This is a genomic window from Idiomarina sp. Sol25, from assembly GCF_033052775.1.
GTDB lineage: Bacteria > Pseudomonadota > Gammaproteobacteria > Enterobacterales > Alteromonadaceae > Idiomarina.
Map to the genome: position 1 here is coordinate 1 of NZ_JAUPEW010000008.1, position 20,061 is coordinate 20,061.

The following is a 20,061-nucleotide window of genomic DNA, read 5'->3' on the forward strand; positions in this document are numbered from 1 at the left end:
TGTCGAAATTGGTTTTGGTCATATGTCATCTCTTTTTTGCTTAGTTTAACGAAATGACACAGAATTCTGAACACTACAATTTATTCAACGAAAGGTTAAGGTGTTACAACCATTATAATTAAATCTATCTAAACCTTAACTAAAAATGGCCGATAACAAAGAATGAACTGAATTGATCAAGGTAAATGTTATGACTTATTGGCTTCTCACTACAACTATCTTTTGTGCACTCATATTTTCCTCTGTAACTGTCCAAGCCCATAAGTTGAATTCACATGAGATCATTGCGGATGATCTAGCTGATCAATTGGCTCTACAACTGAGTGACGACATGAAAGAGTACCCAATGTCGCAGTTAGGTATTACTCGTTGGGTATTAGCAGAAAGCCTTAAACAACCTGATTATGGAGACTCCCTCTATTCGTTAAGCCACCAGTTGAGTGAAGAGATATACGCCCACCTAGAAGAGCGTGCTCTTAGGTTAGTTGAATTTAGGTCTCAAGACTATATCAGTCTGAGCAAAGCAGGCGCTGTGGTATTGAGTCGGGAAGCAGAAGAACTAAATGCTCACTCGAATTTAGATTGGGTATTGGTGGGCACTATGTCACGTAAGGATGATGGTGCGATGATTAATTTGCGAATTATTGATAGGCGTAGCCAACAAGTGTTAGCCGCTGCCAACCGTTATGTTCCTAAACACCTATACTGGTCGAACAAACAGACCGAACTGGTAAATGGCCACTTGCAGCGTAATTAAGAGGTTTTGATGATGAAATTATTTGTAGCCATATTACTAGCAGTGATCTTATCAACCGCCTGCACAATTTTACCGGGTAAACAGTCGGCTCATACTCATGAAGAAGAGCAAGAGCCTGCATCTTATCAGCAACCCAACAGTGCAAGTTTTACAGCAACACTCGCGCAGCAGCTTGTGGATAACGCCAATATTAAACCGCAGGATGCCAAAATCGGTGTAACACATATGGTTGATGTTACCGGTCAGTACAACAAAAGTTCGGCATTAAGTCAGGTTTTGTCAGAGCAATTAATGCTTGAAATGCATCGTCGGCATTGGAACGTTATGGACTTTAAAACCACTGATTTTATTAGGGTTACTGAAAACGGTGATTTTGCGTTAACCCGAGACTACCTCGAACTGGATGAGATTATGCCAATATCACATGTGGTGGTAGGTACGCTGTCTCATCACCGTGACGGCGTAATGGCCAATGCCCGCTTAGTGGACATTAATACTAAAGCTGTAGCCAGTGTGGCTCAGGTTTTTATTCCCGAGCACGTGGTGCAACAGCTGAGTGTAGGCTACGGCGAACCTGTAATCCGCAAAGCGCCATAACAGAAACAGCCTGACGTTATGTCAGGCTGTTTGCTTTTAATGAAATTAACGTAATTCAGACGTCAACATCGACATAAACTCCCGAATACGTTCAGCATTTTTACCGACATCGCTAGGACCTGGCGTGATTTACTAAGAATTGGACTTCCAAAATTTTACACTTGATTTACAAACTCTTAACAGTAACAATCCTATATGAATATTGTTTAGTTATTCAAAACTTTAATTTAAGGGATTGATTTATGAAAGTGCGCAATTTTGCAATTAGTGCAATAGCCGTGGCTTTATTAGCCGCATGTAATGACAGCGACAGCGATAGTGAGGTGAATGTTGCGCCTGTGGCGACCGCTGACTCGTCAGAGGTGAAAATAGGCAACAGTGTCACCATTGACGTATTGGCTAATGACAGTGACGAAAACAATGACACTCTGAACGTGGTAAGTACGACTGAACCGTCATCTGGTGTAGTTACTATTGCCTCTGATTCAGAGGTGGTATACACACCTAATGATAGTTTTCTAGGTTCGGATAGCTTCTCATATACGGTAAGTGATGGAGAAGAGGATGTTTCGGCTGAGGTAACTGTTAGTGTTTACAACGAAGTGGTTATCTCAGGGCGGGTCATTGACGATCCAATTGCAAATGCGGAAGTTACGATCCAGGTTGGAGAGAGTGAGGTACAAGCGACTGCGGATGCTGACGGTTATTACAAGAGCCCAATTCGCTTCACTAATAATGAGCAGTTAGTTCGTTTAAACGCTTCTGGAGTTGGGGAACAGCAAAATGTCCGGCTGTTAAGCTATTTAGGTAACGTAGGTGAAGCATTCCAAGCGGCCGGAGAAGATGGTGAGCTTACAAGGGAAGAAGCACCACATGTTAATGTCACTAATTTGACAACCGCATATACTATTCTGGCCGAGAGAAATAATGATGGTGAAGCATTTGCGACATATGAAGAGTATGAAGCCGCTGTCGATAAGGTTAACTCGGACGAAGCGATTGAAGTTGCTGCAGTCATAAAACTAATTGTTGATGATCCAAGCTTTGCCCAGCCCGAAGGCTTTGAAACTGTCGTCGATTTAGTCAAGGACTCAGAAGGCTATGGACAATTTCTTGAAGAAGTAGAGCAAGCATCTCCTGGAAAGCTTGACGAGGTAAAACAGGAGATTTTATCAGACTCTGAAGTTGCGCCTATTCCTTCTGTAAACACCATTGCTGGAACTTACTTTGCTGGCTTTGAAACACACCCGCTCTTACCAATGCGAGCGGAGTTTTTTTTTGAATTTAAAGCGGATGGTACTGGACGTTCATCTTACGTTTTCAGTTATGGGGAAAATAATTGGACGACTCCTTTGACGTGGTCTGTCACTGAAGACGGAAAAGTTAAAGTGATGTATGACGAGCCAGTTTCAATGGGAACCATAAATATGCCAACTGCCGACTTGACCAGTGACGAGGCTATTTTAGCTGCCTGCCCCCCGGAAGTTCCTGTAAACTTTGTCACCGATGGGCACACACTTCAATTAAAAGAGGCGTTGTCAGAGAGAACATCGGTGAATTGGACAGATCTTGATTACTACCGAGCTAACGAAACGGTTACCTGCGCCAATCAAAGTGATTTGCAGGCGCCTACAAATGGTGCTTTAAACTTAAGCTTTGTTCTTACAAAAGCCACTGCGTCAAACTATAAAACCTTGAGTAATGAAGCGGTTGTTGGCACGTGGTTACTGCCAATTGACAAAGAAAATACCGATACGGGTATAGAAGAGCTTGTATTTAGGGATGATAATAGCTTCGAGATCGTCAGTACCGGTGAAACCGCGACTTGGTCGCTGTCTGAAAACGGAAAAGAGATTGTACTTGAACGAGCCAACGGTGAAGAGCGCCTTGCTATCTTTGATGAGGCAGAGGGTTTTGTTTCAGTTCGAAATCAGTATACCGAGACTTCAAGTGCCAATATAATGAGTTTTAATTTTGGCTACAAAATTCCTGACCCCAGCTCGACAAGTATGACTCTTTATACCGAGGGAGACAAATACTATACAAATTTAAGCTTTGGGAACCGGACACAGCATTATGATTACAATGCGCAAGAGTTAAAACATTTTTCAAGTCCGTATAACCTTTTGCTGAATCAGGAACCGAGCGCTGCAATACTCACAGACTGGAGCGGTGAATCCAAGACATTTACTACAGAAAAGACAACTCAGTGGGCTAAAATTGGAGCCAATGAATTTGGGTACAATTTTGATCCAGATGTTAGCTGCACGACGGTTGACTGTTATTTAAGTTACAAAGTTTATGACGTTACCGATGAAGGACACTTAATTGTCCTTTCTTATGGGCACCTAAGTAAACTATTGTTGCGCCCAGTGCCGACTTCTCAAACGGCACAGTAGAACCAAAACTAATATAAGCCACTCTATCTAGAGTGGCTTTTGTTGTATGTTTCCCCTTAAACCTTTCGTGATAACGGGGTAAAACCCGCAGCTGTAATCAGGTAGACTAGTATTGCGGGATCCTACCTTGATTTTAAGGATCCAGCCAAAACTTGACTGGGTGCTGGTTGGGTAACAGTATCGTGCAAAGACAAGGGTACTATTGTAAAGATACGCATTATTGATCGTCATAGTCAGAAAATGTTGGCAACGACTTTGCACGACATAGAGCTCGACTAAATTATGCCAATAACCTACGTCATGGTCGGTACTTTATCTCAGGCTCGATACTGCTTAACGAAGTTCAGGTTTCAATAAAGACATAAACTCACGAATACGCTCAGCATTCTTACCAACATCGCTGCGCCCCACGCGTGACTTACTGCGAATATCTAACTCGCTACCATCTGCTGTACTACGAATTCGAATAACTACGTCGTCTTTAAAGCCAAACCAGGTAGTGGTTGCCGTGGCTTCAATTCTGCCTTCTGCTTCAGAGCTTTCCACTAACTCCCAGCCCATTTTATCTACGGCCAGTAATGCAGCCGAAAAAAGTTCATTGGGTGACTCCAGTGACTGGTATGTGCTTAGTTCAGGGTAAGCCTGACGCTGCTGTTTAGCTGTCTCTTCTCCGGCATATTCAACCGGGTTGGATGCATCTGCACGTAGCGGGGCTATGGCAACAAACTCAGGTGGGTTTTGTGTGTCGGTTGTTATGTCGTGAATGGCTGGTACATTCTGTGCTTTCAGGTACTGACTGAATGGCATGTAAAAGGCAAACCCTCCGGCAATAATGGCTAAACCACTAAGGCCGGCAACCAGTCCTTGTGGGCGGCGAATAAAGTACCAGATAATGTTAAGCACGAAGGTTGCCGCGCCAATATAAGCAGCCCAGCGCAGCAATAAGAATGCTGTGCCTAGCTCAGCCGTTCCGCTTTTGTATAAAGGCCCTGATATAGCAAGCAGCACGACAGATAATAAACCCAGAATAATAAATAAACCGTGTAACGCTTTCATAAAGACACCCTTAAAGTAATGTTGCCTGCTATTACGTCACTACATTGGGTTTGGGTCAATGGGAATTTTATTATCAACTCTTACATTAGAGAAGAATAACGTAGAAACTTGACAATAGCCTAGATGCTATATACCTTTAAAGCTATAAACATGGAAGCTTAAATGAGAAAATATATGTGGCAGGTCAGAACAACGGATGTGTTCGACAATTGGTATAACGCTTTAGATAGTACTGATCGGGAAAATGTACTGGCATACATGATATTGCTGAGAACGAAGGGACCAATGCTTAATCGCCCTTATGCTGATAAGGTGAAAGGCTCTTGCCACCATAATATGAAAGAGCTTCGAGTTCAGAGCAAAGGTAATCCGATAAGAGTGTTTTTTGCGTTTGATCCTGTCCGGGATGCCGTTTTGCTATGTGCAGGTGAAAAGACAGGTAACGAAAAACGATTTTATAAAGAAATGATACCGGTAGCTGACAAAGAGTTTTCAAAGCACCTGGACGATTTAATGAGAGGTAATTGAAATGGCCAGAACATTAGAGCAAATACTTGAAACAGAAAATAAGGATATTGTAGCCAATGCAGAAGCTAAAGCAGAGGCTATGCTGCTTGATATCCATTTAGCTGAAGTTCGTATGCTTATGAAAAAAACGCAAAATGATATGGCTAAAGCGCTGGGCGTTAAACAGCCCACTATAGCTAAGATGGAAAAGTCGGGCCGTGACGTAAAGCTCTCAAGTCTAAAGCGTTATATTGAAGCTGGCGGCGGTAAAGTGCGTTTGGATATTGAGCTACCAGATGGCCAGCATCATGGATTTGAAATTTAAAGTATAAAGGGGGGGGGGTATATTGTTGGCAATTCATAAGATTAGCGATTTCTAACACTATTTAGTTGCCAATTATAATCAGTATAGCGGATATTACTATTCTGCTTGAGCTTTTGTTGCTCAGTAACGGTGTCGGCGATTGCATCGCCGTAACGCGTTAGATAGTCTCGAAGCCCGTCAAAATCCTCCCGGTACCAGTCAAAAATTTTCGACAGATAAATACCTTTATCATCAATACCATTTTTATCACGGTCGCTTAAAAAAGTGACCATCTGGTTTTCTAGCTGAGCCTCTAGATTCATACCAGTAAAGGCACCCGCGCGCAGCTTAGGGCAGCTTACTGCTGCGCAGACTAAAGCGGCATGTATGCGGGGCTCGTCAAAGTCGCCCCGAATTTTTTCGTGCTCAACCCAATCCAAAGTACGTTTTTCACCTAAAAGCGTAAAAAACGATTTCTCCCATGGGCTGGAAAATAGCCCGCCTAAATCACGAATGGATTCTGCTTCGCCGGACTCAAATTTATCGATATTGTCGATGATAAGCTGCAGGGTGAACCCGTTGTATGCATTGATTAGAAAAGCCAGTTGCTGTTCATGCGTCCAACTTTCATACTGCCCGGGCTCAACTGCCGACAGCGATGCAAGATAACTGTCCAGCGACTGACGGTTTTGGGCCAATTCATGATAATTAACCACTGACTTCAAACCGTCGTTATAGACTGTAACGTGCTCACTTAAAACATCGCTGAAAGCAGTATGAGACTGGTCAAATGACTGTGCAGCTGCTGCCATCTGAAAAACTAAGCCTAAAATAAAGAGTATCGCTCGCATTACATGTTCCTATCTTCGGGTTACTATGTTTTCTACTCGTTGATTGTAGGGCATTAATTTAAAAACAGATCATCAATCTTAAAGCGATTCTGGCTAATCGAAAAATACAAAAACTGCGTATAACCACAGTCAATAAAAAATAAGGGAAACAAGAATGAAAAAATGGTTGTGGCTAGGGTTCTTGCCGTTAACGGTGGTTGCACAAGAAAAACCAATGGAAGTTATTGAGGTTATTGGTCGCGACGACGGAAGTGTTGTACTGCCATCGGAAGAAGCAACCGAAGGCTTATTTGGTTTAGCTGAAAGCTTGCAGGAAATTCCCCGTGCCGCCACGGCTATTAGCGCTTCGTTAATGGAAGAAGCAGCCATTAATGACTTGCATGATATTGCGCGTTTTGCACCTAACAGTTTTGCCGCCGCGGGTTTTGGTAATCCTTCGCTGCCGACCATTCGCGGACAGTTGGGTGAGTTGTTTGAAGCGGGTATGCGCCGTCAGGCCGGTAACAATGGGCTTGGTATTCCCATGTCGTTTAATGCCATTGAGGGTATCGCCGTTGTTAAAGGTGCGCCGCCGGTCATGCTGGGCACTACGCAACGCGTAGGTGGCTTTGTTAATTTGCAGCCCAAAACTGCTCGTCTGACTGAGTCGGACTCTACCTTAAAAGCCCAATTAGGTGAGTGGGAACAGTATCGGTTACAGCTTGACCATAACTGGGTGTTAAAAGAGAACGAGCAAGGCCTGCGGGTAAGCGCCGAGTACGTTGACGAAGACAGTTTTTACGACTTTCATCAGCACCGCAGTAATGACCTTTTGCTGGCGTATAAGTTTGCACCTAACGACGACACGCTGCTGGATGTATCCCTAGAGTATTATGACGTTGACTGGACAGACAACGCAGGCATTAACCGACCAACACAAAATCTGATAGACCATAATTTTTATATTACCGGGCAGGGTGTTCAGCCTAACGGATCGCGGGTTCCGGGAGCCGGGGCTGTTGTGAGCCCAACCGGAGAAGTTCGAATTGACCGCAGTACCACGTTAACTGACCCGCTCGACACCAATACCGCTGAAACCACTCTGTTGCACGCAAAACTTCAGCACTGGCTGAACGATGACATGGTGTTGGTTAATCGCACGTATTATCAGTATTTAACCCGCGAAGGCATTAACCAGAACAGTTTTGTTGAAATTATTGATGGCGCTCACACTTTTGAAAACCGCACCGAGCTGCACATAAACAAGAAAACGGTAGTGGGCGTTAACTTACGAATTAACGATGTCCTGGGTTACAGCCAGTTCTCAACCGAGGCGGATAACCCTATTGATTTGACAGGCCCGCTCAGTAACCGTCGCATTCCATTAACTAATGAGCAGAAAGCCAGTTTAATTGAGCTGCGCCCGGGTCTCTGGGTATCGCCAGGTAGTCAGTACGATATTGACGGCGATGGCACGGGCGATTTTATTACGTCAGACACCACCGACTCAAAAAGCTACCAGTGGGGTGTTTTCGCTCAACACGAGCTGGATATTACGGACAAATGGCGCGTTACCGGTGGCGTAAGAGCCGACTATTACGACGTGGACGCGAAAGATCCCATTCCACCAGAAGGCGTGCAAGCAGCGAGTGATACCTACAGTGACTGGCTAACGGCGATGAGTTTATCGACGCAGTATAACTGGACGCCCGATCTGACATTCTACGCAACCGCCTATGAGAGTGACTCTACGTCGAACGCGATGGCCGGTGGGACGGTATTAAATGCCGCCGGTGAAATTGATTCGCAAAACTTTGCCACAGAGAACTCGCTTTATGAACTGGGTGTGAAATACGCGCCAAGTGATGCTCGCTGGTACGCGGACGCTGTGGTCTTTGACCAGAAGCGAAGCTTACGCAACCGTGATGGCTCTAACAGCGGTATTCGCACCGAGGGTTTCGAAACTCAGTGGCATTTCTCTTCAGCCACAGGAACGCACGAAACCGGTTACTGGCTAACTCTGGCGGCCAGTTATATTGATGCGCACTATGACAACTCCACAGCGTCGCAGGGTACAGGTCAGGTGGCCGATGCGTTTGATGATTCACGCCCCGATATTATAGAAGGTACTGGTGTTGGCTCGCCGAATTTCACCGCGTTTCCTGCGTCAAACCAACAATTACAGGGCATTCCCGAAGTACAGGCTTCAGCAGTTGCCGGTTGGCGGATAACCTCTGAATGGTCCGTCGGTGGCGATTTAAGTTATACCAAGCATTACCCGTTAGATTACCTGCAAACCGTATTTATACGTGACCAGCACACCCTGAACCTGAATGCTCGTTATCGCTTTAATGAACAGTTAAGCGCCCGTATTGATGTGTTCAACGTTACCGATCAGGACAACTGGTCGCCGGTATTTGAAGGCGGTTATTTTGGTGCAACCCTGGCTTTTCCATCGCAGCCAAGACACGCGCGGTTGAGTGTTGATTACAAGTTTTAAAACTGGAGAATTAGATTTAATGACTTATAATTAGACCTGTTAAAAATCTTTTTGGAGGTCATATGAAGTCAGTTAGACCTATTTACGCACGCAACTCAACTAGCATTAGTGAGTTGAAAAAGAATCCAATGGCAGTTGTTGAAGAGTCTCATGGCGAGCCGGTAGCTGTACTGAATCGGAATCAGCCCGCATTTTATTGCATTCCGGCAGCAACCTATGAAGCGTTGATGGAAGAGCTGGAAGACAGGGATTTACTGGAGTTAGTTAAAAAACGCCAGCATGAAGATGAAGTCGAGGTGAACATCGATGATTTATAAGCTGACGTTTAAACGTTCAGCTTATAAAGAATGGAAAAAGTTGAACAAGGATGTTCAGGCGCAATTTAAAGCCAGACTCAAGCAAAGGCTTGAATCACCTCATGTCCCAGCGTCTCGCTAAAAGGGAATGGATAACTGTTACAAAGTGAAATTGCGAAAACTGGGTTATAGATTGGTTTATCAAGTAAGAGATTCCGAGCTTGTGGTTACGGTTGTAGCTGTAGGCAAACGTGATAAAAACAGAGTGTATATTAGCGCTCACAAGAGATTGGATTAATCTTTATGTCATTAAAAAAGCTGTTGTTGCTGTTAGTTATTATTGTGCTGTTTATCAGTGCGTTTGCATTCGACCTAACGCAGTATCTGTCACTGGATGTACTAAAAGAAAAGCAGCAACAGCTTAATCAGCTTTTTGTTGATTACCCCTTTCAAATATTTGCAGTTTATTTTGTTGTTTATGTGGCGAGCACGGCGTTGTCACTGCCTGGCGCGACTATTCTGACGCTGGGCGCTGGCGCTATATTCGGCCTGGGCTGGGGCTTGTTATTGGCTAGTTTTGCAGCATCTCTCGGTGCTTTTCTGGCCTTTTTAAGTGCCCGCTTTATTCTGCACGACTGGGTGCAGGAAAAATTTGGTGAGCGGCTAACGGCCACTAATCGCGGAATGGAACGCGATGGCGCGTTTTACTTACTCAGCTTGCGGCTGGTTCCGTTGTTCCCGTTTTTTGTTATTAACCTGGTAATGGGTCTGACCAAAATAAAAGCCTGGACTTTTTACTGGGTCAGTCAGGTGGGCATGCTGCTGGGGACCGCTGTATACGTTAACGCGGGAACTCAGTTAGCACAGATATCCAGCTTGGGTGATGTAGTTTCCGCTGACCTAATCGGTGCTTTTGTTTTACTGGGCATATTCCCGTTAATTGCCAAAGCGGTACTGGCTTTTTTGAAACGTCGTAAAGCTTTTAAAGGCTACAAAAAACCTAAGTCTTTTGACAATAATTTAGTGGTTATTGGTGCCGGTTCGGCAGGGTTAGTCAGTGCTTACATAGCGTCAGCGGTAAAAGCAAAGGTTACCTTAATTGAAAAGCATAAAATGGGCGGCGACTGCCTCAACACCGGTTGTGTGCCTTCAAAAGCTTTACTTCATGTGGCCGAACTTGCTCATAATGCGCGTAACGCTTCAAGTGCGGGGGTTCACGTTGGTGAAGTGTCGGTTGATTTCAAACAGGTTATGCAGCAGGTGAAGTCAGTTATAAAAGATATTGAGCCGCACGACTCGGTTGAGCGCTACACCAACTTGGGGGTGAATGTAGAGCAAGGGGATGCGCGCATTGTATCGCCCTGGGAAGTTGAAGTGACTAGCAATGTTGAAGGTAAGAGTGAAACCAAACGCATCACCACTCGCAGTATTATTATCGCGACCGGTGCGAAGCCCTTAGTACCAAACTTTGAGGGGTTGAATAAGGTCGACTATTTAACCTCAGACACCCTATGGGAGTTAGATGAACTGCCTAAACGCTTATTAGTATTGGGCGGCGGGCCTATTGGTTGTGAGTTATCTCAGGCGTTTCAACGCTTAGGTTCACAAGTGACTCAGGTGGAAATGGCCGAACGGCTTATGGGCCCGGAAGACGCCGACACAGTAGATCTACTAACGCAGCGTTTAACGGCAGAAGGCATTGATATTAAACTGAGCCACAAAGCCTTGCGCTTTGAGCAACACAATGGTGAGTCTGTGCTTATTGCTGAGCAGACGGTTGATAACGAAAGTGTTGAAAACCAGAATGCCGACCAGAGCAAAGAAGTGGAGATACCCTTCGACAAAGTATTAATTGCACTGGGGCGGCAACCGAATATAACCGGCTTTGGCTTAGAAGAGTTGGGCGTGCAAACCAATAAAACGGTCAGCACCAACGAGCTGCTGCAAACCAACTTCCCTAATATTTACGCCTGTGGCGATGTTGCAGGGCCTTATCAGCTCACCCATGTTGCCTCGCACCAGGCCTGGTATGCCTCGGTAAACGCCTTGTTTGATCCGTTCAAAACCTTCCGGGCAGATTACTCTGTCATTCCCTGGGTAACTTATACCTCGCCGCAGGTCGCCAACGTCGGTTTAACCGAGCAGCAGGCGAAAAAAGCCGATAAACCTTACGAAGTAACCGAGTACGATATTGGTGAACTGGATCGAGCCATTGCCGATGACAGCGCCTATGGCCGGGTAAAAGTGCTGACCAAACCCGGTAAAGACGAACTATTAGGTGTGAATATTGTTGGCCCGCAGGCCGGAGAACTGCTGGCGGAATATGTGCTGGCTATGAAGCATGGCATTGGCCTGAATAAAATACTGGGCACCATACACAGTTATCCGACTCTGGCAGAGGCGAATAAATACGTGGCCGGTGAGTGGAAGCGCGCCAATGCGCCGCAGAAGCTGCTAACATGGGTTGAGAAATTTCATCGCTGGCGCCGGGGTTAATATGCGTTTTACTGCTGCCATCAGTTTATTGCTAGTGACACTTTTTGCCGCCGTACCATTAAAGGCGGAAGTGGTGAACTTTTATGCCTGGGGGGGCTCGCCGGAAGTAAACAGTTACTTACGTTGGGCGCAAAGAGAACTGCAAGAGCAGGGCATTCACCTGCGCCATAATAAAGTGGCGGACGCTTCTGAGGTGGTTAAGCAGATTATCGACGGTCATTCCAATGCGGATATTATCTGGATAAACGGTGAAAATTTCCATGCACTGAAAGAGGCTGACGCTTTGCGTTCCATTGCCGGTGAAATTAAGGCAATGAACAACATTAACCCGGAGCTTAACTGGCAAACCGATTTCGGCGAATCGGTGGATGGGCTGGAAGTGCCCTGGGGCGTTGGGCAATTTAATTTGATTAGCCGCCCCGGGCTTTTCGATCAGAAAACAGTGACTGCAGAAAGCCTACTTAACGCCGCCCGGGAAAATAAAGGCCGCATTAGTTACCCTAAACCGCCGGAATTTCATGGCACTACCTTGTTAAAATCGCTGCTGTTGTCTCTGCACCCGCGGCAGCGCAGCGTATTTCAGCAACCTGTGGATAGCGTTAATGCACAAGAGCTGACAGAGCCTTTATGGAGCTATTTAGACCAACTGCACCCGCTGTTATGGCAGCAGGGCGAGAATTTTCCATCTTCAGCCGGTGAGCAAATTTCTTACCTGGCAAATGGTCAGTTACTGGTGGCGGTGAGTTTTAATCCCAATGATTATAAAACTCTGGTAAATCAGGGGCGGTTGCCTGCGGGCGTTAAGCGTCATACATTGTCAGACAAAGCCATAACCAATAACCATTATTTGGCGGTGCCGAGCAGTTCCAATAACCCCGAAACCGCGAAAGCGGTTATCGAATTTTTATTGTCTGAAAAAGCACAGCAACGAAAAGCCGATTCCAATCGCTGGGGCGATCCTTCCGTTCTTAAAAGTGCGCTAGGCTCTTCGCTGCTGGAACCCACCGACGACCTTCATGCAAGCTGGCAGGAGTATCTGGAGCGGGAATGGTCCGCACGTTATCAATAATTGTCTGGTTATTGCTGATCATTCTGCCGGTTGGCAGTGGTGTGCTCTTTCTGCTGTTCACGTCATTCGCTCCGGAAACCGGCGTCAACTTAGCGGCCTTAACTGAGCTGTTGGCCGATTACGATTCAATAGCTTCAAGCCTTATACTTGCCGTAGCCGCTCCATTCATTGCTTGTTATTTGGCGTTATGGATGGCGCCGGCATTGTTAAAACACACCCGCCTGCAGCAATTACTGTCTCCACTTTTGTCCATCCCGCATGTAGCTTTTGCGGTCGGCCTTATGCTGTTAATGAGCCCGTCCGGCTGGTTAATACGTTTAATCGAAAGCATCAGCGGTATTTTCCCTGCACCGCCGGCCGGTTGGCCATTGCCAGAGAAGTCGTTAGTGACGGTTATGGTGGTTCTGGTTTTAAAAGAGCTGCCTTTTTTGCTACTGATGGTATCAGCCCAATTAAAACAGTTGCCTGTTAACTCGTGGATGACGCAGGCGCAAAGCTATGGTTACAGCGAACGGCAAGCCTGGTGGCGCATTGTTACGCCGGAACTTTTACGACGGCTGACGCTGCCTATGGCGGCTGTCATTATTTACTCGTTGTCGGTGGTTGATATTCCGCTGTTAGTGGGCAGTAACACTCCGGGTGTGCTGGCGCAGCGCGTCTATGAATGGAGCTTTCAGTTCTCTGCCAGCAGTCAGGTTAAGGCAATAACCGGTGCATGGGTTTTAATGGCTATGGCTTTGGTACTTCTGTTAATGAATGCCCGGCATTATGCTCTGTATCGTCGTTTCGTGCTCGGTAAAAAAGTAACCCAACCCGTAAAACTTAACACAGATAAAGCCAGCCACTATACTTGGCTTTTTCTGGGTGTGCTGTCGTTGGGGGGGATTGTTGTTTTAGCCCTACAGAGCTTAGCGACACATTGGTTTTATCCAGACTTGTGGCCTGCGGACTTAAACCTTGAACGCTGGCAAACGGAGTGGGCTTACTTAGCAGAGCCAACAGTGAATAGCTTATGGCTGGCGCTGCTTAGTGCGTTACTGGGTACGCTAGCCGCAATGGTTCTATTACAACGGCAACGACAGAAAGCCGCCGATTCGTTTTACTGGCCTGTACTTGTGGCGTTGTTTATTCCGCAGGTGCCTTTGGTGCTTGGTTGGCAACGCCTAGTTGGTGGGCAACTGAGTAGTGGCTGGCAAGCCTGGTGGGTGCTCTGGTCTCATGCCGTCTATACTCTGCCTTACGCCTACCTGGTTTTGCACGGGGCTTACACCCGCTTTAACGAGCAGTGGCTAACCCGGGCTCAAAGTTTGGGTTATAGCTACAGGGCCGCCTGGTGGCGAATTATGCTACCCATGCTAAAGCAGCCCATTGCAGTAGCTTTTGCGGTCGCCTTTTCGGTTAGTATTGCTCAGTACCTGCCAACGCAATGGCTGGGGCAGGGTTTAACACCCACTTTAACCACCGAAGCCGTTAGTGTTGCCAGCGGTGGCGACTGGCGTATTGGCAGCCTTTATGCGCTGCTACAAATGCTACTGCCACTGGTGGTGTTTATTGCTGTCGGACTCATTGGGACAAAAAGTTATGCTGAACATTCGTAACCTCGAAATAAAAAGGCGCACAAAAAATGGCACTGAGCCTTTATTCAGTCTGAATGAACTGACGGTCGAAAAAGGTGAAATTGTCACGCTGATGGGCCCGAGTGGTGTGGGTAAGTCGACCTTGCTGCGCTGGGTGCTTGGTGAGCACTTGCCTAACTTTCATATTCAGGGCGAGTTAAGGTTAAACAGCGAAGATATCAGCGAGCGCTCAATTGCCGCGCGCCAACTCGGCATGATGTTTCAAAAAGGCGGTTTGTTTCCGCACTTAACGGTTGAAGAGAACTGCTATTTTGCGCAAAAACCCCGTTCACTATTAAACCGTCAGCAACAAAAAGACAAAGCTCTCGCCATGCTAAACAATCTGGGGTTAACGGATAAATGGACGGTTTACCCTGACAGATTAAGTGGCGGGCAATACGCTCGCGTCGCTTTAATCTGTTCATTATTAGCCGAGCCGCAGGCCATGTTAATGGACGAACCTTTTTCGTCATTAGATGCCAGTTTGCGAGAAGAAGTCAGGCAATGGACCTTTGCACAACTCAAAGACAAACAAATGCCAACCTTATTAGTCACTCATGACAGCGCAGATGCCTATGGCCGCGTGCTTGAAATACAGGGCACTGAGGTAAAAGGAGACGTCGCTAATGTTTGACCCTAAGCTACTTCCGGCAACCCGAAAAATTCTCGACCTCCCGGCGCGCTTACTCGTTCGTGTCGGCGTCACTGCTGATCAGGTCACCATAACGGGGTTTATCATCGGTTTGCTGGCGGTGCCATTTTTAGCCTTTGAGCTTTATGAATTCGCGCTGGCGGCTATTTTACTAAACCGCTTGTGCGACGGTCTGGACGGCGCAGTAGCAAGGCGCACTCAGCTAACCGACGCCGGCGGCTTTCTTGATATTGTGCTGGACTTCATTTTCTACAGTGCTGTGGTCTTTGGTTTTTTGTTGGCGTCGCCCGAACAGAACGCCATTGCTGCGGGCCTGTTGTTAGTCACATTTATGGGTACTGGCTCTACTTTTCTGGCCTTTGCCAGCGTTGCCGGAAAGCGCGGTATTGAAAATCCGGAATACCCGAATAAGTCGCTGCATTATATGGGCGGTTTAACCGAAGGTTTTGAAACCATTTTAGCTTTTGTGGCGTTCTGCCTGTGGCCACAGCACTTTTCCGTACTGGCCTATATATTCGCTGCCGCCTGCTGGCTTACCGCAATAACCCGCATTATTGCCGGTTACCGCACACTGAAACAGCCAACGGCAAATCCGGAGGATACCAATGTCTGAAACGGCCTGGCGCTTAAATATTTTCCTTGGCGTATTGCTTATTATGGTGTTGTGGGAAGTTGTCTCACCTAAGCGTAAGCCCCGCTACAGCCGTAAACAGCGCTGGCCGGCAAACCTCGCCATAGTTTCCGTCGATACGGTATTGCTGAGAATTATTGCGCCCGTTGGCCTGACTGGAGTGGCACTTGTTGCATCAGAAAATGGCTGGGGACTTTTTAATGACTTAAGCAAGGCGGGCTTTGAAATGCCTTTTTGGTTAATGATGCTAGCCAGTGTTGTCGCACTGGATATCGTTATTTACTGGCAACATAGGCTGTTCCACCGCATTCCTCTATTATGGCGCATGCACCGGGTGCACCACGCCGACCCCGACTTTGATGTCACCACCGGCCTGCGCTTTCATCCGGCTGAAATTGTGCTGAGTTTTTTTATAAAAGCGGCCGCCATTCTTGCTTTGGGCGCTCCGGCGTTAGCCGTTATTGTGTTCGAAATTATTCTTAACGCCTGCTCCTTGTTTAACCACGGCAACGTAGCTCTGCCCAAGCCTTTGGAAAAGCTCGTGCGCAAAGTGCTCATTACCCAGGAGCTGCACCGCATTCACCATAGTGTAGAAAAAGAAGAAACCAACAGTAATTACGGTTTCAGTGTCAGTTGGTGGGATCACCTCTTTCGTAGCTTCACCGCAAAGCCAAAGGCCGGTTCCGACAATGTGGATATTGGTCTGAACGAATACCGCGACGCAAAACTCACCACCAAACTTTGGGGATTACTGAAGATTCCGTTTACCCGAAAGTAATAGACATGGCGTCCCCGGCAGGAGTCGAACCTGCGACCTGCCGCTTAGGAGGCGGCTGCTCTATCCTGCTGAGCTACGGGGACGTGCCGCGAATTATGCCAGAAGCTGTCGCGGGTTTCACCCTCAGTTAACCGGTACCACCCAATCGTTTACCTGAATGTTGTGCAGCATGTTTCCTTTCGTCAACTTAGCGACAGCGGTAGATTGCTGCACCTGGGACACCTCAACTTCAAATTTACTCACTTGCCACTTCTGACGATAACGGCCCTGGTCGTCGGTAAAGTGGCTGGGTTGCACAATTTTCAGCTTGTCACCCCGTTGTACTCCGTGCTTTTCACCTAAGTTGAACTGAAGAGTATTTGCATCAACGGCAATAATTCTGGCTCGTACCGGTTTGCAGACTACCTGTTCTTTGACTCCGGAAGCTAAGTCGCGCAGGCCGCTGTCCAGTGCTGCACCAAAAGGTTCATTCCAGAATTGCGCGGTGCCAACATCGACGTTAGTGGAACGATCAAAGGTCCATGGCTGAGTGTTTTCAACTCGTGCACGGGTTACTAGCTGCCCTGTGGTGGCATCGAGAAGGTAAAGTGTTAATGCGTAATGTCGGTCGGGGTCGCTGGACCAAAACCAGCTAGATTTTGTGTCCATCATGGCCAGGTCGTCAAACATGCCAAAGATAACAAACTGACTGTCATTGGCTAAACCAATGCTGCGGGACATGCGGCCTAACTCTTCCAGATTCAGGCCGCTGAGAGCCTGGTCTAAACCGGCGTGACGGTGCAGGGTGTGGGCAATCTGCAACTGGCTGCCAACACCGCCTAATTCACGGGCTAAACGCTCGGCCGCAACTTTGCCTATTTCCCAAATTTGTCCCCAGGTACCATGAGCGCGGTCGCGAAGCTCAAATGGTACAACGGTCACGGAATTTTTGTAGCTGCTGCGGGTACAGTCGCCTTCGCGGTTCCAGATATCCGCGCGAAGCAAAACAATAACGCGGTCGTCACGTACTTCCTCGCGAACTATGGTTACCTGGTCAACATTGCCCTGACTATTCCACTGGGTTTCGGTGTTTTGTAAAACGCCGTCTACCACTTGCTGAATACTGGAGATGTTACCACCAGAGGTTAATAATGCCTGCTGAAGGGCGTTTTCTATGGCTTTCTCGCGGGCGGCATTGGTGTCACCATTAATAATGCGGGCAGTGCCCTGAGCTTCCACCCAACGTGCTTCGCTTGGCATAGCAATAAAGAAAACAGAGGTGATGAGTAGCAGGGTTTTCCAGTTCATGGTGTTAATGCATCCCTAGTGTCAGTTTTTAGTCGTTACTTTACCATAGGAATTAACTGCAAAAACCCTGCCATGTTTAGCTCAATATAAAGTGGGGCTTAATAATAGACGACGCGTTTCACTTTCTGCTGACGGTTGGTGCTTTGATACAAGCGGTGAACCTTTTCAAAGTCAAGGCGTAACTCCGTTGCATAGTAGTCGCCCACGGTATAGGTCTTAACCACTTCTGCGCCACGAATAACACCGTCAACTGAAGCCTGGAAACTGTCTTGGTTTAAGGTCCAGTCTTCAACGGAACTACCACCGGCAATACGTTGACCATACACTTGTTCGGCAAGCTCGCGGTAAGCGGCTAACTTGGAGGCGCGCATGGCGTTTAAGTCTTTTAGCTGTGCATTTTCGCCTTGCTGGGTTTCAATAGGGGCGTAACCAACCGCATTCAGCACCGGAAATTCACTTGGTGTCTGAGTGTCCCATTCAACGTGCTTTTGATCGTACACAATTTTGTTGTACGCACTACAGCCACTTAATAACAATGCGGATGCAAGTAGAGCGAAAGAGAGTAAATGCTTAGCCATAACGACCTCTGATTGAACAAAGTACTTATGGTTATAACGGCTGGGCTGGAAAAAACTTTAGCGTATTTTACCTTTGCTGTTGTAGGTAAGAGTGTCTTTTCGTGCGGACTGTAAAATGGTTTGTTTTAACTGATCGATACTGTTCAGTGTTGACTGAACCACGCGTTCATTAACCTGACTTTGATGCTGAATGTCAGAGAGGGTAGCCTCAATGGTGGCAACCGCTTCAGCTAAGTCCGGGTCATCTTTTAACTGGTCGTTGTCCGGGTGTTGAGCCAACTGCTGGTCGAGTTCACTAATATGGACTAGCGCTTTTTCTTTGGCGTCGGTAAGAGCATTAACATCGGCGTGTTGGCGCTCGACAATGGCATTAAGCTCACGCTGCTGAAGCAACGCAAGGTTTTCCAGCGAGTCTGCCATATCCTGTAATATATCGTTAACAGGCGCCAACACGGTCATTATTCGTTGCTGCCGTTACTGAACAGGTCAGACTCAAACTGAGCCAGTTTATTGGCCAGTTGTTCAACGTTAATTTTGTACGAGCCGCTTTCAATATCGGCTTTAATTTTATCAACTTTGGCTTGGTCAATGCCGCTGCTGTTCATTGCTTTTTCCTGTAAGCCACTCAGTTGTTGCGCTTCGCTGGTTAACGAAACAGCGTCACCACCTTTTTGCGAAACCGAAGCAGGCTTCGCCGGAGCATCGCTCTGTACTTGACGGTTACTGGACTTGCTATCAATGTTGGCATTTTTCAGCCCGGCATTGTTAATGTTAATTGACATGGTTTTTAGCCTCGCTAGATAATATTTCTCGGTTACTTATCGACCAAGCCTGCAAAAACTTAAATAAAAATTTCGGCAATTTTATAAAACATTATAAATTGACAGTCACTTCGTTTAGTCCTGTGACAACCGCTTGTATTGATTTGTTCGACCGTGCGTTTTCAACAACAACCGACTCACCTTTGAGACCATCAGCCAGAGCTTTTCCTGCTGCAGTAATTCGCAACGTTTTATCTTGGGCAACTATTGTAACGCTTTGCCCTTCACATACAAGACATGTATCGCTGGCACTTATTGCCTGACCTGCAGTAATGCGCTTTTTAATGCGGGCTCCCACTAAAGCTGTCATGTCAGTAAATACGTTTGAGCGAACCCGATTTAGGTCAACTTCAGAAAAAACTAAATCACTTTCGCTTATCATTTGACCTGGCGCCATAGGTGAGGCCGCGGTAACTACATTTTTATAACGATAAATTCGTACGGGCACATAGGTGCGCCAGTTGGCTTTACCGACGCATTCAATTTCAATGGTGGTATAGCTGTCGAGGTTAGCATTAGTTGCCAGACCGACTTTTGGTTGCTGCGCACAAATTTTGGGAGCCATTCGCGGGTCGAGGTTATTGGCAACCACCTCCACACGACCGTTATCCGGCGCAGAAACCCGCTGTTCTACATAATTATGAGCCAGCTCCTGTAGCGCTTTGTAATTAAAGCGCAGGCTGTCTTCCGAGACTTTGGTTTCTGCATTAACGGAATTAAAGCTACAAACTATAAAAAAAATCGAACTGATCAGCAGCGATTTACGTACTATCATAAAAATTCCTGATGTTATCCGTTAAGGTTATCTGGTCGAGTGCCGAAAAAAACGGTATAACGTCAAAAGTTCGGCAGTTCGATGGTTTCAGTATGGTTAATATAGATGTAAG

General features: G+C 46.7%; 20 protein-coding genes, 1 tRNA gene and 1 pseudogene. 14 read left to right on the forward strand and 8 right to left on the reverse strand.

Annotation, left to right across the window (positions count from 1 at the left end; all coding sequences use genetic code 11):
* Nucleotides 1-190 precede the first annotated feature (190 nt).
* The 3 genes from Q5L94_RS10990 (at nucleotide 191) to Q5L94_RS11000 (ending at nucleotide 3,753) form a co-directional block, all read left to right on the forward strand.
* Nucleotides 191-757, forward strand: coding sequence for a FlgO family outer membrane protein (locus Q5L94_RS10990; protein ID WP_317498449.1), 567 nt, complete (start codon nucleotides 191-193; stop codon nucleotides 755-757).
* A gap of 9 nt (nucleotides 758-766) precedes the next feature.
* Complete coding sequence (locus Q5L94_RS10995) at nucleotides 767-1,354, forward strand: FlgO family outer membrane protein (protein ID WP_317498450.1); 588 nt, start codon at nucleotides 767-769, stop codon at nucleotides 1,352-1,354.
* 242 nt (nucleotides 1,355-1,596) lie between these two features.
* Entirely contained in the window at nucleotides 1,597-3,753 is a 2,157-nt protein-coding gene (locus Q5L94_RS11000; RefSeq protein WP_317498451.1) for an Ig-like domain-containing protein, read from the forward strand.
* A gap of 333 nt (nucleotides 3,754-4,086) precedes the next feature.
* On the opposite strand, the gene Q5L94_RS11005 is transcribed toward Q5L94_RS11000, so the two are convergent.
* On the reverse strand, nucleotides 4,087-4,809 hold the full coding sequence (locus Q5L94_RS11005) for a DUF1499 domain-containing protein (protein WP_317498452.1): 723 nt from the start codon (nucleotides 4,807-4,809) through the stop codon (nucleotides 4,087-4,089).
* A gap of 162 nt (nucleotides 4,810-4,971) precedes the next feature.
* On the opposite strand from Q5L94_RS11005, the gene Q5L94_RS11010 reads away from it, so the two are divergent.
* On the forward strand, nucleotides 4,972-5,337 hold the full coding sequence (locus Q5L94_RS11010) for a type II toxin-antitoxin system RelE/ParE family toxin (RefSeq protein WP_411161938.1): 366 nt from the start codon (nucleotides 4,972-4,974) through the stop codon (nucleotides 5,335-5,337).
* Between the two features lies 1 nt (nucleotide 5,338).
* Nucleotides 5,339-5,641 carry a helix-turn-helix transcriptional regulator gene (locus tag Q5L94_RS11015; RefSeq protein WP_317498453.1) on the forward strand — a complete coding sequence of 101 codons (303 nt, stop codon included), beginning with the start codon at nucleotides 5,339-5,341 and terminating at the stop codon, nucleotides 5,639-5,641.
* A 41-nt stretch (nucleotides 5,642-5,682) separates the two neighbouring features.
* Here Q5L94_RS11015 and Q5L94_RS11020 read toward each other — a convergent pair whose 3' ends face one another.
* Nucleotides 5,683-6,471, reverse strand: a complete 789-nt coding sequence (locus Q5L94_RS11020) for a DUF547 domain-containing protein (RefSeq protein ID WP_317498454.1) — start codon at nucleotides 6,469-6,471, stop codon at nucleotides 5,683-5,685.
* 154 nt (nucleotides 6,472-6,625) lie between these two features.
* Here Q5L94_RS11020 and Q5L94_RS11025 point away from each other — a divergent pair, with 154 nt between their 5' ends.
* The 9 genes and pseudogenes from Q5L94_RS11025 to Q5L94_RS11065 all read left to right on the forward strand — a co-directional run bounded on the left by Q5L94_RS11025 (nucleotide 6,626) and on the right by Q5L94_RS11065 (nucleotide 16,488).
* Complete coding sequence (locus tag Q5L94_RS11025; RefSeq protein ID WP_317498455.1) at nucleotides 6,626-8,950, forward strand: TonB-dependent receptor; 2,325 nt, start codon at nucleotides 6,626-6,628, stop codon at nucleotides 8,948-8,950.
* 62 nt (nucleotides 8,951-9,012) lie between these two features.
* A complete protein-coding gene (locus Q5L94_RS11030; protein ID WP_082815442.1) occupies nucleotides 9,013-9,267 on the forward strand; it encodes a type II toxin-antitoxin system Phd/YefM family antitoxin in 255 nt (84 codons plus the stop codon).
* A pseudogene (locus Q5L94_RS11035) lies at nucleotides 9,257-9,544 on the forward strand (type II toxin-antitoxin system RelE family toxin). The gene Q5L94_RS11030 and the pseudogene Q5L94_RS11035 overlap by 11 nt, the downstream one beginning before the upstream one ends.
* 5 nt (nucleotides 9,545-9,549) lie before the next feature.
* Nucleotides 9,550-11,742 (forward strand): FAD-dependent oxidoreductase, encoded by a 2,193-nt coding sequence (locus Q5L94_RS11040; RefSeq protein ID WP_317498456.1) that lies wholly within the window; start codon nucleotides 9,550-9,552, stop codon nucleotides 11,740-11,742.
* A gap of 1 nt (nucleotide 11,743) precedes the next feature.
* Nucleotides 11,744-12,811 (forward strand): ABC transporter substrate-binding protein, encoded by a 1,068-nt coding sequence (locus Q5L94_RS11045; protein WP_317498457.1) that lies wholly within the window; start codon nucleotides 11,744-11,746, stop codon nucleotides 12,809-12,811.
* Nucleotides 12,790-14,409 (forward strand): ABC transporter permease subunit, encoded by a 1,620-nt coding sequence (locus Q5L94_RS11050; protein ID WP_317498458.1) that lies wholly within the window; start codon nucleotides 12,790-12,792, stop codon nucleotides 14,407-14,409. Before Q5L94_RS11045 ends, Q5L94_RS11050 begins: the two co-directional genes overlap by 22 nt.
* Nucleotides 14,393-15,061, forward strand: coding sequence for an ATP-binding cassette domain-containing protein (locus tag Q5L94_RS11055; RefSeq protein ID WP_317498459.1), 669 nt, complete (start codon nucleotides 14,393-14,395; stop codon nucleotides 15,059-15,061). The genes Q5L94_RS11050 and Q5L94_RS11055 overlap by 17 nt, the downstream gene beginning before the upstream one ends.
* The gene (locus Q5L94_RS11060; protein ID WP_317498460.1) at nucleotides 15,054-15,692 is read left to right on the forward strand and encodes a CDP-alcohol phosphatidyltransferase family protein; all 639 of its coding nucleotides are present in this window, start codon (nucleotides 15,054-15,056) and stop codon (nucleotides 15,690-15,692) included. Before Q5L94_RS11055 ends, Q5L94_RS11060 begins: the two co-directional genes overlap by 8 nt.
* The gene (locus tag Q5L94_RS11065; protein WP_317498461.1) at nucleotides 15,685-16,488 is read left to right on the forward strand and encodes a sterol desaturase family protein; all 804 of its coding nucleotides are present in this window, start codon (nucleotides 15,685-15,687) and stop codon (nucleotides 16,486-16,488) included. The genes Q5L94_RS11060 and Q5L94_RS11065 overlap by 8 nt, the downstream gene beginning before the upstream one ends.
* 6 nt (nucleotides 16,489-16,494) lie before the next feature.
* Here the strand turns inward: Q5L94_RS11065 and Q5L94_RS11070 are convergent.
* The 6 genes from Q5L94_RS11070 to flgA all read right to left on the reverse strand — a co-directional run bounded on the left by Q5L94_RS11070 (nucleotide 16,495) and on the right by flgA (nucleotide 19,949).
* Nucleotides 16,495-16,571: transfer RNA gene (locus Q5L94_RS11070), tRNA-Arg, on the reverse strand.
* Between the two features lie 40 nt (nucleotides 16,572-16,611).
* Nucleotides 16,612-17,775, reverse strand: a complete 1,164-nt coding sequence (locus Q5L94_RS11075) for a flagellar assembly protein FlgT (protein ID WP_317498462.1) — start codon at nucleotides 17,773-17,775, stop codon at nucleotides 16,612-16,614.
* 98 nt (nucleotides 17,776-17,873) lie between these two features.
* A complete protein-coding gene (locus Q5L94_RS11080; protein ID WP_317498463.1) occupies nucleotides 17,874-18,353 on the reverse strand; it encodes an LPP20 family lipoprotein in 480 nt (159 codons plus the stop codon).
* Between the two features lie 57 nt (nucleotides 18,354-18,410).
* Nucleotides 18,411-18,812 carry a flagellar export chaperone FlgN gene (flgN, locus tag Q5L94_RS11085; protein ID WP_317498464.1) on the reverse strand — a complete coding sequence of 134 codons (402 nt, stop codon included), beginning with the start codon at nucleotides 18,810-18,812 and terminating at the stop codon, nucleotides 18,411-18,413.
* Nucleotides 18,812-19,135 (reverse strand): flagellar biosynthesis anti-sigma factor FlgM, encoded by a 324-nt coding sequence (flgM, locus tag Q5L94_RS11090; RefSeq protein ID WP_317498465.1) that lies wholly within the window; start codon nucleotides 19,133-19,135, stop codon nucleotides 18,812-18,814. The genes flgN and flgM overlap by 1 nt, the downstream gene beginning before the upstream one ends.
* 91 nt (nucleotides 19,136-19,226) lie before the next feature.
* Nucleotides 19,227-19,949: a flagellar basal body P-ring formation chaperone FlgA gene (gene flgA / locus Q5L94_RS11095; protein WP_317498466.1), complete on the reverse strand. Its 723-nt coding sequence runs from the start codon at nucleotides 19,947-19,949 to the stop codon at nucleotides 19,227-19,229.
* Nucleotides 19,950-20,061 lie beyond the last annotated feature (112 nt).

Excerpts from the sequence above, each read along its gene's own strand:
- flgM (WP_317498465.1), bottom strand. The coding sequence starts at position 19,135 with ATGTCAATTAACATTAACAATGCCGGGCTGAAAAATGCCAACATTGAT.
- Q5L94_RS10990 (WP_317498449.1), top strand. The coding sequence starts at position 191 with ATGACTTATTGGCTTCTCACTACAACTATCTTTTGTGCACTCATATTT.
- Q5L94_RS11020 (WP_317498454.1), bottom strand. The coding sequence starts at position 6,471 with ATGCGAGCGATACTCTTTATTTTAGGCTTAGTTTTTCAGATGGCAGCA.
- Q5L94_RS11010 (WP_411161938.1), top strand. The coding sequence starts at position 4,972 with ATGAGAAAATATATGTGGCAGGTCAGAACAACGGATGTGTTCGACAAT.
- Q5L94_RS11040 (WP_317498456.1), top strand. The coding sequence starts at position 9,550 with ATGTCATTAAAAAAGCTGTTGTTGCTGTTAGTTATTATTGTGCTGTTT.
- Q5L94_RS11075 (WP_317498462.1), bottom strand. The coding sequence starts at position 17,775 with ATGAACTGGAAAACCCTGCTACTCATCACCTCTGTTTTCTTTATTGCT.
- Q5L94_RS11060 (WP_317498460.1), top strand. The coding sequence starts at position 15,054 with ATGTTTGACCCTAAGCTACTTCCGGCAACCCGAAAAATTCTCGACCTC.
- Q5L94_RS11015 (WP_317498453.1), top strand. The coding sequence starts at position 5,339 with ATGGCCAGAACATTAGAGCAAATACTTGAAACAGAAAATAAGGATATT.
- Q5L94_RS11045 (WP_317498457.1), top strand. The coding sequence starts at position 11,744 with ATGCGTTTTACTGCTGCCATCAGTTTATTGCTAGTGACACTTTTTGCC.
- Q5L94_RS11050 (WP_317498458.1), top strand. The coding sequence starts at position 12,790 with ATGGTCCGCACGTTATCAATAATTGTCTGGTTATTGCTGATCATTCTG.
- Q5L94_RS11030 (WP_082815442.1), top strand. The coding sequence starts at position 9,013 with ATGAAGTCAGTTAGACCTATTTACGCACGCAACTCAACTAGCATTAGT.
- Q5L94_RS11055 (WP_317498459.1), top strand. The coding sequence starts at position 14,393 with ATGCTGAACATTCGTAACCTCGAAATAAAAAGGCGCACAAAAAATGGC.
- Q5L94_RS10995 (WP_317498450.1), top strand. The coding sequence starts at position 767 with ATGATGAAATTATTTGTAGCCATATTACTAGCAGTGATCTTATCAACC.
- flgA (WP_317498466.1), bottom strand. The coding sequence starts at position 19,949 with ATGATAGTACGTAAATCGCTGCTGATCAGTTCGATTTTTTTTATAGTT.
- Q5L94_RS11005 (WP_317498452.1), bottom strand. The coding sequence starts at position 4,809 with ATGAAAGCGTTACACGGTTTATTTATTATTCTGGGTTTATTATCTGTC.
- Q5L94_RS11080 (WP_317498463.1), bottom strand. The coding sequence starts at position 18,353 with ATGGCTAAGCATTTACTCTCTTTCGCTCTACTTGCATCCGCATTGTTA.
- Q5L94_RS11025 (WP_317498455.1), top strand. The coding sequence starts at position 6,626 with ATGAAAAAATGGTTGTGGCTAGGGTTCTTGCCGTTAACGGTGGTTGCA.
- flgN (WP_317498464.1), bottom strand. The coding sequence starts at position 18,812 with ATGACCGTGTTGGCGCCTGTTAACGATATATTACAGGATATGGCAGAC.
- Q5L94_RS11000 (WP_317498451.1), top strand. The coding sequence starts at position 1,597 with ATGAAAGTGCGCAATTTTGCAATTAGTGCAATAGCCGTGGCTTTATTA.
- Q5L94_RS11065 (WP_317498461.1), top strand. The coding sequence starts at position 15,685 with ATGTCTGAAACGGCCTGGCGCTTAAATATTTTCCTTGGCGTATTGCTT.